Here is a 14,996-nt window from a genome sequence, read left to right as displayed (position 1 = left end):
GCCATCCCGTCATCGGGATGGCAACCGGTTTTGCTATTTCTGCCCTTGCTCCTCCCCCGCATCAGGGTCATCCGTCTCGGGTGGAGACTGGACGGTTTTCTCCATGGGCCGAGCCGCGCGTCGACGTTCGCCGGTGAAGTGTTCCAGTTGGTCTTCCGCGCTGGACTCAAGACGATGCTTCTGGACCGAGTCTTCTGACCCGGCAGCTGGCGAATTTCCGTCGGTCATCTTCTCTTCCCATCTACTTGCAGCCAGCAGCTGGATCCCCATCGATGTCCAGCTGCTGGGTTATTAGTGCTTAGTTCTGCGCGCTCTGGTATGCCTGCTGGATCACCGAGCCCCAGTACGGTCCGAACATGGTGTCGCGCACCGAGCTGTAGCCGAAGCTGTTCACAGAGTTCTGGTAGCCGTTAGATCCACTCCCCAGGAACCATGGGCCACCGGACGAGCCGCCGGTCATGTTGCATGGAATGCCTTGGGACTGGGACTGGCCAAACGGATCGTCGCTGGAGTATCCGCTGCACGATTGCAAGGTCTCGCCGTTGAATGGCGAAGCAGCTGGGTAGCCGTAAGCAGTGTAGTACTCTCCGCGCGCCTGGTTGAAGGCGACCCCCGAAGCGCCAACAGCATCAGTCAAGGACGCACCACCGCTGGAGCTGACCACGGCGAAGCCTGTGTCATAGGTGATGTCCCCGCCATTTGACCATTCAGTTGGTGCCACCAGCTCGGTCGCTGCGAAGGAACCGTAGGGTGCTTTGCCGTTTTCATAGGCTGGAACGAAGACCCAACGGGTTGCGAATGAACCGGGTCCTTCATTCAGGCAGTGGCCAGCGGTGGAGACCGTCGACTCGTTGGCGGAGACGACAGCGTTGCCAGAGCACACGTAGTCTGATCCGCCGAGAGTGAAGAACACCTTGCCGATGTGCGAAACCGGTGTTTCCTGGGTAGCGCGAGTCTTGCCACCCTTCGTTTGGGCCTGCTTTCCGGCTGCCGCCTGCGCGCCATGACCGGCGACCTTGGCCGGCTTGCCGGCTTCAACCTTGGCAGCCGAACCCGACTTGCCAGCTACGAGTGAATCTGCGTTCTTTGCGGCTTTCATCCGATCCGCGGTCCAGTAGGATACCGCTGCGTCAGCCTTCTGTTCCGAGATCGTGATTGACTCGACGTCGCCACCAGTGGTCGTCGGCGCTGCCGAGGCCATCGGTGCCACGCCGAGCATCAGCGCGCCTGCAAGAACCGCGGCGCTTGCCAGCTTGCGGCGCCCCTTGCCCTTGGATGAATCCGTAATTAGAGAACGAATCTGCACGATTTAACTCCTTGTCCAGTGGCTTCTTTGCCACTATCGATGGGGGTGCTGTTGCACTCGTGGGAAACAGTCAAACACACACTTCAAGCATTTTCTACAGGAATATTTTCCTCCGCCCGCCGCGTCACCGACCTGCAACGGCCACCAAGTTGTGAAGCGAAATAGTTTTGAAACAGATACTTTCAATCGATTCCCCGGCGCCACGACTCCCCTTCGAATGAGCCCGTGCATTTCTGGTGATTTCAAACCAGCCCCTGAATACCAGTGAGCCGAATCACACGCCCAGAGTCCGGCCTTGCCGCGCGAGACCGGAGAAGCGTGTCTGAATATATGAAATAGAAGCTTCGGTAACAGATACTTTCCCGGCTCCGCGATGTCTGCCCTGTAGGAAAAAATATGCATTAATTAGGCTTTAAAATTGGACTTATTCGACACCCAATAGAGCCGGTTGCCGATGCCGACGGCCTACCTCCACGACTTGCCTTGCAATCCGATGACGCCTGCGCACTCTGCAAAGGCAGCTTGAACTGTCCGCCCGCCGCGCGCCGTTGCCCTGGATTGATGAGTCATCATCCGAGCCTAAGAAACGGAGGTTCGAACGACGCACCAATTGGACTGCGGAACCGTCCCTGGCCAATATGAACCGCGTGCTCCGCGATCCGACGAGAAGGTGAAGCACCGGTGCAACGAATGGCGGATGCACAGAATACTGGTCCGGCCCATGCGGATCGGCGCCTTGATGGCGCACCTTCCTCCGTCGGCGGATAGCCAATCGTCCCGTGGATTAGTGGCATCGGAGGGCGAACACCCGGCCCTCCATGCCAAGCGCCTTCACTGATTAAAAACCAAGGACGCTGCCTCGCAATGAGACAACGTCCTTGGAACAGAAAATTCCCGCTTAGTCGAAAACCGGGCTTTCGGTACGAGTGCGCTTCATTTCGAAGAAGTACGGGAAGGATGCGAGCTGCGCCGCAGCGTCAAACATCTTTCCTGCATCTTCCCCAGTTGGAATACGGGTAATGACCGGACCGAAGAAAGCAACGCCATCAACGGCGACGATTGGCGTGCCTACATCCTGCCCCACCAAGTTGATGCCTGCCTCGTGGCTCGAGCGCAGCACGTCATCGTTGGCATCGGTATTCGCAGCTTCAGCGAGTTCCGCCGGCAATCCCGCCTTCTTCAGCGCCTTGGCGATGACTTCATCACGATCTTCGATCTTCTCGTAATGGAATAGTTCACCCATGGCGGTGTACAAGCTGTCCTTGACTCCCTCGCCGTGTTCCTGGGCAGCACGCGTGACCACCCGCACCGGACCCCATGAGATGTCCATCTTGGCGCGGTAGTCAGCTGGAAGGTCGCGGCCTTCGTTAAGCGTCGAGAGGCTCATGACGTTCCAGTTCACGTCGATGTCGCGGACCTTCTCCACTTCCTTGATCCAGCGGCTCGTCGCCCAAGCGAACGGGCAGATTGGATCGAACCAAAAATCTACTTGCTGACGTTCAGCCATGAACTACCAACTTTCTTCCGAAGAGAATTTTTGAATACGGCTAGGCGGACTTCATATCGCGCTTGGCCACCATCGCGTGAGAGAGCAACGTGGGATCTTCACGGTCAATGACGGTTGCCCGAGTAATGACCACCTCGGCAACATCGTCGCGGCTTGGAAGGTCGAACATTACGCCGCCAAGGGTTTCCTCAAGAATCGACCGCAAACCACGCGCGCCGGTCTCGCGCGCAATAGCCTGTTCTGCGATTGCTTCCAGTGCCGACTGGTCGAAGCTCAAAGCTACGCCATCCATCTGGAACATCTTCTGGTACTGCTTGAGAAGTGCGTTCTTTGGTTCGGTCAGTACGCGCACTAGCGCGTCCTTATCCAGATGCTCCACCGTGGTGATCACCGGCAGGCGACCAATGAATTCTGGAATCAGGCCGAACTTGAGCAAGTCTTCCGGCCGAACATCCGAGTAGGAAGCGGTCTCCGACTTCAGCGCTTTCAGCGGAGCACCGAAACCGATGCCTTTCTGCCCTGCCCGTGAAGAAATAATTTCTTCCAGTCCGGCAAAGGCGCCGGCAACGATGAACAGGATATTGGTGGTGTCGAGCTGAATGAAATCCTGGTGAGGGTGCTTGCGGCCACCCTGGGGCGGCACCGCAGCGACAGTGCCTTCAAGGATCTTCAGAAGCGCCTGCTGGACGCCTTCACCGGAAACGTCCCGGGTGATCGAAGGGTTCTCGCTCTTGCGGGAAATCTTGTCGATCTCGTCAATATAGATGATGCCGGTCTCGGCCTTCTTGACGTCATAGTCGGCAGCTTGAAGCAGCTTGAGAAGAATATTTTCCACATCTTCACCCACGTAGCCTGCTTCAGTCAGGCTTGTAGCGTCGGCGACAGCGAAAGGAACATTCAGCTTCTTCGCCAGCGACTGCGCCAGGTACGTCTTACCGCATCCGGTAGGACCAATAAGCATGATGTTGGACTTCGAGACTTCCACATCATCCAGCGGGTCATCGTTAGTCAGCGCCGCAACAGGACCGTGGTCCTGGTTGCCGTGGATACGCTTGTAGTGGTTATAGACAGCGACCGAGAGAGCACGCTTGGCGTTCTCCTGGCCGATGACGTATTCCTGCAGCGAGTTGAAGATCTCGCGTGGCTTAGCCAAGGAGAACTCTTCGTGCACCTGCTCTTCGGCGAACTCTTCAGCGATGATTTCGTTGCAGAGTTCGATGCATTCAGTACAAATGTAGACACCATGGCCTGCAATTAGCTTCTTAACCTGCTTCTGGCTCTTCCCGCAGAAAGAGCATTTCAACAGATCCGAGCCTTCACCCATGCGTCCCATCGCACCATTCTCCCGTTTACTTGAGTAGCTGTGGACTTACTCAATTCTAGGCTAGTAGTCCCCCAAATTAGATGAATATGGCGGTTTACCTGTGTTGTGCCGTCTGCCTTTGGACAGACCAGCAACTAGGTAAACCGCCATTCATCATGGATTATTCCAAGTATGCGCTAGCTTCCCAGCTGAGCACGGTTCAGCTTACGAGGAGTCAATACCTCGTCTACGATGCCGTACACCTTGGCTTCGCTAGCAGTCATGAACAAGTCACGCTCCACGTCGCCGCGCACCTTCTCAACGTCCTGGCCGGAGTGGGAGGCAATGGTCTCTTCCAGCCAGCTGCGCATGCGCATAACTTCCTCGGCCTGGATCTGCAGGTCAGTCGCGGTGCCGCGTTCGCCGCCACCCATTGCTGGCTGGTGGATCAATACGCGCGCGTTAGGCAGGGCCAAACGCTTGCCCGGGGTACCAGCTGCGAGCAGTACTGCTGCTGCGGACGCCGCCTGGCCAAGGCACACGGTCTGGACCTCTGGGCGGATGAACTGAATCGTGTCGTAGATTGCAGTCATCGCGGTGAAGGAACCACCTGGCGAATTGATGTACAGGGTAACGTCGCGCTCGGGGTCCATGGATTCCAGGACCAGCAGCTGGGCCATCACGTCATCGGCCGATGCGTCATCAACCTGGGCGCCGAGGAAGATGATGCGATCTTCGAATAGCTTTGCGTATGGGTCCTGGCGCTTGAAGCCGTATGGGGTGCGCTCTTCGAACTGTGGCAGGATGTAGCGGGCCGACGGCATTTGACCGCTAACGGCTTCCGGATTGAAGTTCATGGTTTTCTCCTAGGACAAATCTTTGGGTATCAAGCGATGCGTGCGACTATTTGTTGTCGTCGCCTACGAAACCGTTGACCGAGCCTGCGTGGGTTGCGATCTGATCGAAGAAGCCGTACTTCAAGCCATCTTCTGCGGTGAACCACTTATCACGCTGGTTGTCGATGAGGATCTGCTCCACGGTCTGACCGGTCTGTTCTGCAGTCAACTCGCTCATGACCTTCTTCATGTGCATGATCAGTTCAGCCTGGATCTTGATATCCGAGGCGGTACCGCCGATGCCGCCCGATGGCTGGTGCATCAGGATGCGGGCGTTCGGCGTAGCGAAACGCTTGCCCGGGGTGCCCGAGGACAGCAGGAACTGGCCCATCGATGCGGCCAGACCGGTTGCTACGGTCACGACGTCATTCGGGATGAAGTTCATGGTGTCGTAGATGGCCATGCCAGCGGTGATCGATCCACCTGGCGAGTTGATGTACAGGTAGATGTCCTTCTCAGGATCCTCTGCCGAGAGCAGCAGCAACTGCGAGCAAATGGCATTCGCATTGTCGTCGCGGACGTCGGAGCCCAGCCAGATGATGCGCTCCTTGAGCAGGCGGTTGTAGATGTAGTCATCACGGCCGGCCGGCTCTGCGGCTGCCATAGTGGGAGTGCGCGAATCATTTGACATGTTCTCTACCTCTTCCAAACGTGTAGATCAGTTTCTGGAATCTCTGTTTCTAATCCCATAGCTACAACTGGTTACTTTGAGATTACTTACTTCAAGCCATTCTTGGGCCGTTTCATGCCCCTGTTTCGCTCACGGCGCATGATGCACGCCCGCAGCGAACAAAAATGGCCATCGGCGGCTTGTTTTGAACAAGCGGCCGATGGCCATCAGAGTTTAGTGAAGACTACTTGGCCTCTTCGGCCTCAACCTCAGCAGCTTCTTCTTCACCGGCTGGCTTGACGAAGGAGGTCAGGTCAACTGCGGCACCGTTGGAATCGGTAACCTTAGCGAACTCGAGAACCTTTGCAAGTGCCTTGCGGCGGCGAACTTCGCCCATGAGCATTGGAACCTGGCCTGCGCCGTCCAGCATCTGTGCAAACTGGTTTGGCTCCATGCCGTACTGGCCTGCGGTCTGAACGATGTAGTCGATCAGCTCGGACTGCTCGACGCCAACTTCTTCAGCATCTGCAACAGCGTCGAGGATGATCTCGTTCTTGAAAGCACGCTCGGTGTTCTCGCGAACCTCTGCGCGGTGCTCTTCGGTGTCGTGGTCTGCTTCAGCGTCTGGTGCGTTGAAGTGCTGCTCGATCTGCTCATCGATAACCGATGCAGGAACAGGAACCTCAACCAGTTCAACCAGCTTGTCCAGAACCAGCTCGCGAGCCTCTACGCCCTGCTCGACAACCTTGCCCTCTGCAGCGTCCTTCGACAGGTTCTCGCGCAGCTCGGCGATGGTGTCGAATTCCGAAGCCAGCTGAGCGAAGTCATCGTTAGCTTCTGGCAGTTCGCGCTGCTTCACAGCGTTGACGACAACCTTGACGGTTGCGGTCTTGCCGGCGTGCTCGCCGCCAGCCAGGGTGGTCTCGAAGGTTGCGTCTTCGCCGGCAGACAGGCCGGTAACAGCCTCGTCCATGCCCTCAAGCATGTTGCCGGAACCGATCTGGTAGGACAGGCCCTGTGCGGAGTCGACTTCTTCGCCTTCTACAGCAGCGGTCAGGTCGATGGTCACGAAGGAGTCTGCAGCTGCTGGAGCTTCAACTTCCTTCAGGGTGCCGAAGCGGCCGCGCAGATCGTCGAGAGCCTTCTCGATGTCCTCGTCAGCAACTTCCTTGGCCTCAACAGAAACTTCGATGCCCTTGTAGTCCGGAAGTTCAACCTTCGGACGTACGTCTACCTCGAGGGTGAAGACCAGCTGGCCTTCGCCTTCCTTTTCGAGGGATGGCAATTCGGTGATGTCTACCTCTGGGCGGGACAGCGGGGTGAGTTCGTTCTCAACCATTGCCTTCTGGTAGTACTCGTTCAGACCTTCGTTGACGGCAGTCTCGATGACATGGCCGCGACCGACGCGCTGGTCGATCATCTTTGCAGGAACTTTGCCCTTGCGGAAGCCTGGGATCTGAATCTGCTGAGCGATGGTCTTGTACGCCTCATCGACGCGGGGCTTCAGTTCCTCGTAAGGAACTTCAACGGTCAGCTTAACCCGGGTCGGGTTGACGTTTTCGACGGCGCTCTTCACAGCGTTGTACTCCTGAGTTGTCTAATATTAGGTCTAATCTGCAAAAAACCCCGCAACATGGTGGCGTTGCGGGGTTGTTCGACAGAGTCGGGGTGACAGGATTCGAACCTGCGACCTCACGCTCCCAAAGCGCGCGCTCTAGCCAAGCTGAGCTACACCCCGATTAGCAGTGAACAGTCTAACCCGAGTTATCCTGTATCCACTAATCGTTTGTGATGCTTACTAGTTACTTTTTACGGTTCTTAGTGATCACAAGATCTAAATTATATTTAGCTCTCAAATTTCACGAGCTGAATCCGAAGATTTTTCACTCGTAAAGTCGGGGTGACAGGATTCGAACCTGCGACCTCACGCTCCCAAAGCGCGCGCTCTAGCCAAGCTGAGCTACACCCCGATTAGCCAGGAAGCCGCATCAAGCGATGCTTTGCTCCAACTAACCGTTTTGCTTGAATACCGAGAATTTTTCAATTTCCGCCACTCACGAGGACTGATCTCTCAGTTCTCAATTCTACGGCTGAATAGCTTCAGCCATAAAGTCGGGGTGACAGGATTCGAACCTGCGACCTCACGCTCCCAAAGCGCGCGCTCTAGCCAAGCTGAGCTACACCCCGGTAAAGTTCAGAAGAAAGCTTGTTTCATCTGGACTAACCGTTTTGCAATCGGTCCGGGAATGTTTTGTTTCCCGTGCTGATCACAAGAAACTAAGTTACACGGGTTCGGACCAAAAGCAAAATCGAGGATTTTGCATGTTGCAGAAAGACATCCGCATGATTTAGCGGTTTTCCTCGTTTCACAAGCCAGAATTTAGCCAAAACTCGCTTTTTCGTGAGTTGAATTACAGGTGGATTTTCGAACGACCGCAACACCAGTGCCGCCGGCCGACTGGAAGACAAGAACCACCCATTCTCCTTTGAAGCATTGACTGGGACCCAGATGCGGCCGATTATTTTTTCCAGGTGTTCAAGCAGCGACTGTTGCTTTGCTCGGCGAACCGGCACATAATCCGTGGCTGCTGGACTAAACCCCGGTCGAAACCAAGCGTCACGCTTGCAAACCTGACGCCATGCCAACAGCTCCCAGGCAGGCGTGAGGAGGGTGCGAGTTTGGCATATTTGAAAGCGGGAAATCGCCAATTCCCGAAGCTGCACCCCGGAACGCGAGGCTCATCGAATCAATTAGCGACGTTCGGCGACGACTCTTCTCCGCCGCTGACGAAGTGAAGGGGCCTGGGAAAAACGCTCCCCGCCGATGCATAAGAATGCGATTTGACGTCCAGGAGCAGAAAAAAATGGAAGCCGCAAACATTATCGGAGCCTCATTTCTGCAGTGACCCGAAATGGCTGCACTACGCAGAGGAGGCCAGGAAAAGAGCGGCCTTCGTCCAGATACGCGAAAAGGCCCCGCACGGCGAGACCTTTTCATTTGGAGGGGATGACGGGAATCGAACCCGCATCATTAGTTTGGAAGACTAAGGCTTTACCACTAAGCTACATCCCCATTTCGAAGCTTCTGCGCTTCGAACAAGATTCAGTCTAGACCATAAAACTCTTGCTTTGCAAATCGGGGATTCCATGTCTCACTTGGCACCTCTCCCTTATCACTGCCGTACGGTGATGGTTAGCAAAACACGCCGACGAGCCTGAACGAAAAGAACTCCGCTCGTCCCATCGACGAATCTGCAGCTTATGCCTTCACATGTTTGCGCGGAAGCTTCTGGCAACGAGGGCACCAGTACAGCTTGCGAGCCGCGATTTCGGCCAGGGAAATCTGCGCCGAACATTTCCGGCACCCCATTCCCTGCCGCTGATAAACGTAGTACGCGTTATCGGGCCAAACCACGCCCTGTGGGTCGCGGTCTTCGGGCAAGGTAGTGATGATCTTGCCATCGCGAACGCCGTCTTCCATTACCGATACGATGTCCCACCAAAGTGATTTGGCCTTTTGAGCACTGAGTTCATTCGCCGGCAATTCCGGAGCGATTCGATTCCGGAATAGGGCTTCCGCTCGGTAGATATTGCCGACACCAGAAATGAGCGCCTGGTTCATGAGCACGATGCCAATGGCTGTCTTGGTCTTCATCAGGTTCGCCCGGAATTCCTTGAAGCCCGCTTCAAGCCGAATATCTGCGTCCGCTAAATCAGCCTGGCCTTTGGCTGCCCTGAAACGCACTGCGGACCCAATCAATGGATCCGGGCCGAGCTTATCCAGATGAATCTGGACCTGTTCGTATTCCAGAACCTCGCATGCAGTTGGCCCGCGCAAATCAGCCCAGCCGTGTTCGGAAACGATCCGCGCTCTAACTGCTCCTACCGGTGCGGGCGGGCCGGTGTACTTCTCAGCATCCGTACTGGCACTGGCTTCGATTTCACCAATCTTCCGAGGGGCGCCAATCGAGGAAGCACCCGTAAAGTAGCTGTCTCCCCCGAAATTGAACGCGCCATAGAGCCCCAGATGCACTCGCAGATAGAGATCGTTGGAAAAGCGGCAGAAGAGCTGCTTGCCCTTGGCAAAGGCCTGTTCCAGCTGATGGCCGTCGATGCGCGCGGCATCGGAGCTGAAACGGCCCTGCGGAGAAGTAACCAGGACCGTTTGCCCGCCAAAGACATCGTCGAACTGGCGGGCAAGTCGGTGAAGGGAATGACCTTCAGGCACGACTAGTCGATGACCTCGCCGGTCGTTTCATACGTGGCGATCTTGCCGATGCGGCGTACGTGGCGCTCCGCTTCGCTAAATGGTTCAGCGAGGAAGGCCTCGATAAGTTCCGCAGCTTCTTCTACTGAGTGCTGGCGCCCGCCAACGGCTATGACGTTGGCGTTGTTGTGCTCACGGGCCAATTTCGCGGTATCCATGTTCCACGCCAGTGCGGCGCGAATCCCTTCGACCTTGTTGGCAGCAATTTGTTCGCCGTTGCCGGAGCCGCCCAAGACGATACCCAGTGCGTCCACGCCCGCGCGCTGGTCATCAACAACAGCTTGTGCCGCGTTGATGCAGAATGCCGGGTAATCATCCTCCGGGTCATAGGACTTCGGGCCGTGGTTGACCATTTCGTAGCCCTTGGCGGTCAGGTGCTTTACCAGGTAGTCGCTGAGCTCAAGTCCTGCATGGTCAGTAGCGATATGCACGCGCATAGTCGATTGCCTCATTTACTAGGGAGGGTTCTTTTACTTTCCTATCTAGGATAGCGACCGCGGCACGCGCTCCGGCTACTTCTCAGCTGCGCATCACGGAGTATGAACCGAATAAGTCTCCGAGGCGTCCCAAAGCGTGCAATTTCGGGACGCTATTGGAAAATTGAGTAAATTGTTCGGCCCGATGACTTGCGCAATGCCCGGTCAAAGGTGACACAATAGACAGATATTCAATATTCATTTCACAACTTCCACCGGTGGATAGCCATCGCCAAGAATTGGAGAACCCATGCCAGGAATGAACCTCACTCGCGCCGAGGCCAGCGAACGCGCAAATCTGCTCAACGTTGACAGCTATGAGGTAAGCCTGGATCTTACTCGCGGTGAGCGCGTCTTCACTTCCAAGACTACGGTGCGGTTCTCCGCCACCGCCGGCGCTTCGACATTCATTGATGCAGTCACCGACTCGGTACGCTCCATCAATCTCAATGGCGTCGAGCTGGACCCAGCGCAGCATTCAGATGGCATCCGTATCCAGTTGCCGAACCTCGCCGCAGAAAACCTACTCGTGATCGACGCGGACGCGCTGTACATGAACACCGGCGAAGGCCTGCATCGATTCGTAGACCCAGTGGACCAGGAAGTCTACTTGTACACCCAGTTCGAGGTCGCGGACTGCCGGCGCATGTTCGCCGTCTTCGAGCAGCCTGATTTGAAGGCCACCTTCCAGTTCTCGGTCACCGCGCCAAAATACTGGAACGTTGTTTCCAACGCCCCGACTCCTGCGCCAGAGGAAAACGGGAATTCAGCAACTTGGGCCTTTGCCCCAACCCAGCGGATCTCGTGCTACATCACTGCCCTGATCGCAGGCCCCTACCAGGTCGCCCGCGATTCGCTGGTTTCCTCCAGCGGCCGCACCATCGAGCTGGGTGTCTTCGCCCGCGCATCCATGATGCAGTACCTGGACGTCGAGAACATCGTCACCGTGACCCGTCAGGGTTTCGAATTCTACGAGAAGAACTTCGGCACCCCATACCCATTCGAGAAGTACGATCAGTTGTTCGTTCCCGAATTCAACGCAGGCGCCATGGAAAACGCTGGAGCGGTGACCTTCCTCGAGGAATACATCTTCCGTTCCCGTCCAACCGGTGCCATGATTGAGCGCCGCGCGATCACCATCCTGCATGAGCTGGCACACATGTGGTTCGGTGACCTGGTCACCATGAAGTGGTGGAACGATCTGTGGCTCAATGAGTCCTTCGCAGAATTCATGTCCACTCTGGCGGCCGCGCAGAACACCGAGTTCACCAGCGCTTGGACCACCTTCAATACGTTGGAGAAGAACTGGGCCTACCGCCAGGACCAGTTGCCTTCCACCCACCCCATTGTCGCGGAGATCAATGACCTTGAAGACGTAGAGGTCAACTTCGATGGAATCACCTATGCCAAGGGGGCCAGCGTTCTGCGCCAGCTGGTAGCTTTCGTAGGCCAGGAAGAATTCATGGCTGGCGTACGCGAGTACTTCGCCAAGCATGCCTGGAAGAACACCGAGCTGCCAGACCTGCTCAAGGAACTGGAAGCCGCCAGCGGCCGCGATCTCAGCGGCTGGGGCGCATCCTGGCTGGAAACCGCTGGTGTGAACACCCTCAAAGCCGAAATTGAAACCGGCAATGACGGTGCTATTACGTCCTTTGCCATTCGCCAGTCCGCCGTTGCCCAGTTCCCGACTTTGCGCCAGCACCGACTTGCTGTTGGCTTCTACTCGCTCGATGAGGCCGGAACGCTGCAGCGCGTGCACCGCGAAGAACTTGATATCGATGGCGAGCTCACCTTCGTTCCCGCGCTGGCCGGCATGAAGCGCCCGGATTTGGTTCTGCTCAATGACGATGACCTGACCTACGCGAAGATCCGCCTGGATGAAGTTTCCTTGGCGACTGCCACCGAGCATCTGAAGGACTTCCAGGAGTCGCTGCCGCGCACTCTTGTTTGGTCAGCCGCGTGGGACTCTGTACGTGATGCCGAAGCCCCTGCAAGCACCTACGTCCAGTTGCTGCTGAACAATATTGGCCACGAGGTGGATTCCACGGTGATCATGGTGCTGTTGCGCCAGCTGAACACCTCGCTGGATCTTTTTGTTGCTGCAGAACGCAGCGAAGAACTTTCGGTGCAGGCTGCCGACCAGCTGTGGCAGCTGGCTTCCAATGCTGAAGCAGGCTCCGACGCGCAGCTGCAGTTCGTCAAGGCCTTCGCGCACCGCTCGCGCGCCGCCGCCCAGTTGGATCGCGTCAGGAACTTGTTCGACGGCTCGGCAAGCTTGCCAGGCCTGGCCGTTGACACCGATTTGCGCTGGTCCTTCGCAATCGCGCTGAGTGCCGGCGGCTACCTGAGCGATGCTGATCTCGACGCAGTTCTGGCCAGCGACGACACGGCCAAGGGCAAGGCGTCGTGGTACACCGCGCGAGCTTCCCGCCCAACTGCAGAAGCAAAGGCAGAGGCATTCGGGGCGGCAACCGCTGCTACCTTGTCCAACGATCAGCAAAGCGCCGTCATTTCCGGTTTCAACAACGTGCACCAGAACGCGTTGATCTCCGGATACGCCGAGGACTACTTCGGGCTGCTCGTCAACGCGTGGGAATCCTACTCGCATGAGATGGCCAAGCAGATTGTGATCGGCTTCTACCCCAGCTCCAACGTCTCGCAGGAAACTTTGGACCAGACGGATGCATTCCTGGAATCCCTGGGATCCAAGCACGCGGCGATGCGCCGTCTGCTGGTGGAATCGCGTGCCGACGTGGTCCGGGCTCTCGCTGCGCGTCGGGCGGACGCCGAGGCACTAGAAATCTAGGGTCGCTCGGATGGTGGCGGCGGCTTCTGCTCAATGCGGAAGCCGCCGCCACCTTTCGGTTAAAAGTGGGAGAATAGACCTATGGACCTCTCGCAACATGAATATCGGGTAGGGCTCGAATGGACAGGCAATCGTGGAACCGGAACGGAAAGCTACCGCAGCTACGGCCGGGACCATGTATTGCGCGCATCGGGCTTGCCAGATTTGCCGGGCACCGCGGATCCAACATTCCATGGGGATCGCGATCGCTGGAATCCAGAACAACTCCTGCTTGCTGCCCTGAGCCAATGCCACATGCTCTCGTATCTGCATGTAGCAGTTACCCACGGCGTGAATATCACGGGTTATACGGACGATGCTTCTGGAACACTGCGTCTCAATCGGGATAACAGCGGTGAATTCACCCAAGCCATCTTGCGGCCCGTCGTTTACCTTGCCGATGAATCCCAACGAGAACTTGCCGATTCGCTCCACTCCCAGGCGAACAAGGTTTGCTTCATCGCCCGGTCCGTCAACTTCCCGGTTCTCCACGAGCCGGTATCCCCTAGCTCCTCCTGAGGATTTTTACGAATGACTGAAAACCTGCCACTTGCACATGACCCGAAAAAGGATCCCTTCAGCAATCCCCTGGTTCTAGGCCGATCCAGCCAAGAATTCTTGGATGCCGCCGAAACGCCGATCGACGTTGCCAACTATCCCGGTACCTTCTACGCAGAGGTTGGCGGTCGCGAGATTTTCGCTCAGCTGACCAAGAATTTCTACAGTTCCGTTGCCGAAGACGAGGATTTCCGTCGGATGTATCCAGAGAAGGAGCTTCGGGCTGCCCAAGTTCGCCTCCAGCTGTTCCTGGAACAATACTGGGGTGGTCCGACAACGTTCTCCGAGCATCGTGGCCACCCTCGGCTCCGCATGCGTCATGCAAATTACCCGGTGAACGGCCACTACCGTGATGTCTGGCTGGGCCATATGAACAAGGCTATCGACCAGCTAGAGCTGCCAATGCTGCAGGCCGAAACCCTTCGGGACTACTTTGAGCGTGCGGCTCACTCGTTGCTGAACACTCCGGATGAACACCGGAATCTGCTCTAAGAATTTATGGACTAGAACCGCCACGGGCGAGTTCTAGTCCATATCCTTATTACTGCTTAGCCGAGCAAAGAGGCTTTGCGGACAAGGACATGCCCTCGCTCGTTACTCAGTCGAGTCCAACTGCCATTGCGGAATACTCGGCTTTGCCCGCCAGGCGCCAGGAAACCCAAGGCATGCATGGCAAATGCGGAGCCCATAGGAATCTTCAAATCTTCTCCTTGCACATCCGCAGCCCAAATTCGCTGCCGTATCTGCACAAGCACAGGCAATCCCGGGTTTTCCGGCAATGCTTGGGCGACGGCGTCGATGCCGTTTTGAGCTGAGGAAGTTAGCATGTCGTTCGCTACGGCTCCTGCATCTTCCCAGCCTGAGACCGGCACGGAGATCCCAGCCCATTTAGGATTCTCTTCAACCGGTGGGAGCGCGAAGTCGACGGTTGACTCCCCCATGCGAGCAAGGCGATCCTGGATCGATGCCAAGGAATAGCTGGCCTTGAGATCTGCAGGCTGCGCCAAGCGATGAACTCGCATTCCGAGGATGGTATAGCCGCCTTGACCGAGGTCGGAAGGGACCAAAACAGGTACATAGACAGCCAAGGCCGTATTTCGAGCGACGAATTGGGCCGCATCATCTTCAATTGTTTTCGCCCGGCTAATAAAGTTCGCTAAGTCGCTTACTGAATTACTGTCGTCGAAAATCACCGCATCACTAGCCATATATTTATCGTCTCACGGAG

The 14,996-nt window shown here is 56.6% G+C and carries 13 protein-coding genes and 4 tRNA genes; 3 read left to right on the top strand and 14 right to left on the bottom strand.

The annotated features are described in order from the left end of the window. Nucleotides 1–33: 33 nt before the first annotated feature. From ACIOU9_RS03935 to ACIOU9_RS03875, 13 genes are all read right to left on the bottom strand, one after another. Nucleotides 34–228 (bottom strand): hypothetical protein, encoded by a 195-nt coding sequence (locus ACIOU9_RS03935; protein ID WP_146112904.1) that lies wholly within the window; start codon nucleotides 226–228, stop codon nucleotides 34–36. A 70-nt stretch (nucleotides 229–298) separates the two neighbouring features. Further along, the gene (locus ACIOU9_RS03930) at nucleotides 299–1,306 is read right to left on the bottom strand and encodes a trypsin-like serine peptidase (protein ID WP_402696083.1); all 1,008 of its coding nucleotides are present in this window, start codon (nucleotides 1,304–1,306) and stop codon (nucleotides 299–301) included. An 898-nt stretch (nucleotides 1,307–2,204) separates the two neighbouring features. Continuing rightward, complete coding sequence (locus ACIOU9_RS03925; protein WP_402696081.1) at nucleotides 2,205–2,813, bottom strand: DsbA family protein; 609 nt, start codon at nucleotides 2,811–2,813, stop codon at nucleotides 2,205–2,207. Between the two features lie 40 nt (nucleotides 2,814–2,853). Further along, complete coding sequence (gene clpX / locus ACIOU9_RS03920) at nucleotides 2,854–4,146, bottom strand: ATP-dependent Clp protease ATP-binding subunit ClpX (protein ID WP_105658464.1); 1,293 nt, start codon at nucleotides 4,144–4,146, stop codon at nucleotides 2,854–2,856. Nucleotides 4,147–4,313: 167 nt separating this feature from the next. Beyond that, complete coding sequence (locus tag ACIOU9_RS03915) at nucleotides 4,314–4,973, bottom strand: ATP-dependent Clp protease proteolytic subunit (RefSeq protein WP_105658463.1); 660 nt, start codon at nucleotides 4,971–4,973, stop codon at nucleotides 4,314–4,316. A 46-nt stretch (nucleotides 4,974–5,019) separates the two neighbouring features. Further along, nucleotides 5,020–5,643, bottom strand: a complete 624-nt coding sequence (locus ACIOU9_RS03910; protein ID WP_286134321.1) for an ATP-dependent Clp protease proteolytic subunit — start codon at nucleotides 5,641–5,643, stop codon at nucleotides 5,020–5,022. Between the two features lie 223 nt (nucleotides 5,644–5,866). Beyond that, nucleotides 5,867–7,198, bottom strand: coding sequence for a trigger factor (tig, locus tag ACIOU9_RS03905; protein WP_105658461.1), 1,332 nt, complete (start codon nucleotides 7,196–7,198; stop codon nucleotides 5,867–5,869). Nucleotides 7,199–7,285: 87 nt separating this feature from the next. Next, nucleotides 7,286–7,360, bottom strand: a tRNA-Pro gene (locus tag ACIOU9_RS03900). Nucleotides 7,361–7,517: 157 nt separating this feature from the next. Next, nucleotides 7,518–7,592 (bottom strand) — tRNA-Pro (locus ACIOU9_RS03895). 142 nt (nucleotides 7,593–7,734) lie between these two features. Beyond that, nucleotides 7,735–7,809, bottom strand: a tRNA-Pro gene (locus tag ACIOU9_RS03890). Between the two features lie 812 nt (nucleotides 7,810–8,621). Further along, nucleotides 8,622–8,695 (bottom strand) — tRNA-Gly (locus ACIOU9_RS03885). Between the two features lie 186 nt (nucleotides 8,696–8,881). After that, complete coding sequence (locus tag ACIOU9_RS03880; protein ID WP_105659203.1) at nucleotides 8,882–9,850, bottom strand: Fpg/Nei family DNA glycosylase; 969 nt, start codon at nucleotides 9,848–9,850, stop codon at nucleotides 8,882–8,884. 2 nt (nucleotides 9,851–9,852) lie between these two features. Beyond that, entirely contained in the window at nucleotides 9,853–10,326 is a 474-nt protein-coding gene (locus ACIOU9_RS03875) for a ribose-5-phosphate isomerase (protein WP_105659202.1), read from the bottom strand. Nucleotides 10,327–10,615: 289 nt separating this feature from the next. Here ACIOU9_RS03875 and pepN point away from each other — a divergent pair, with 289 nt between their 5' ends. The 3 genes from pepN (at nucleotide 10,616) to ACIOU9_RS03860 (ending at nucleotide 14,260) form a co-directional block, all read left to right on the top strand. Continuing rightward, nucleotides 10,616–13,171: an aminopeptidase N gene (gene pepN, locus ACIOU9_RS03870; protein ID WP_105659201.1), complete on the top strand. Its 2,556-nt coding sequence runs from the start codon at nucleotides 10,616–10,618 to the stop codon at nucleotides 13,169–13,171. A gap of 81 nt (nucleotides 13,172–13,252) precedes the next feature. After that, on the top strand, nucleotides 13,253–13,729 hold the full coding sequence (locus ACIOU9_RS03865) for an OsmC family protein (protein WP_332486839.1): 477 nt from the start codon (nucleotides 13,253–13,255) through the stop codon (nucleotides 13,727–13,729). 12 nt (nucleotides 13,730–13,741) lie between these two features. After that, nucleotides 13,742–14,260 carry a globin gene (locus ACIOU9_RS03860; RefSeq protein ID WP_105659199.1) on the top strand — a complete coding sequence of 173 codons (519 nt, stop codon included), beginning with the start codon at nucleotides 13,742–13,744 and terminating at the stop codon, nucleotides 14,258–14,260. A gap of 56 nt (nucleotides 14,261–14,316) precedes the next feature. On the opposite strand, the gene ACIOU9_RS03855 is transcribed toward ACIOU9_RS03860, so the two are convergent. Next, nucleotides 14,317–14,976, bottom strand: a complete 660-nt coding sequence (locus ACIOU9_RS03855) for a hypothetical protein (protein WP_332486837.1) — start codon at nucleotides 14,974–14,976, stop codon at nucleotides 14,317–14,319. Nucleotides 14,977–14,996 lie beyond the last annotated feature (20 nt).

Origin of the sequence: Glutamicibacter sp. NPDC087583 (assembly GCF_044743685.1) — a bacterium.
Classification (GTDB): Bacteria; Actinomycetota; Actinomycetes; order Actinomycetales; family Micrococcaceae; genus Glutamicibacter.
The sequence above is the reverse complement of the archived record's forward strand: the minus strand, read 5'-3'. Positions and strand labels throughout refer to the sequence as shown.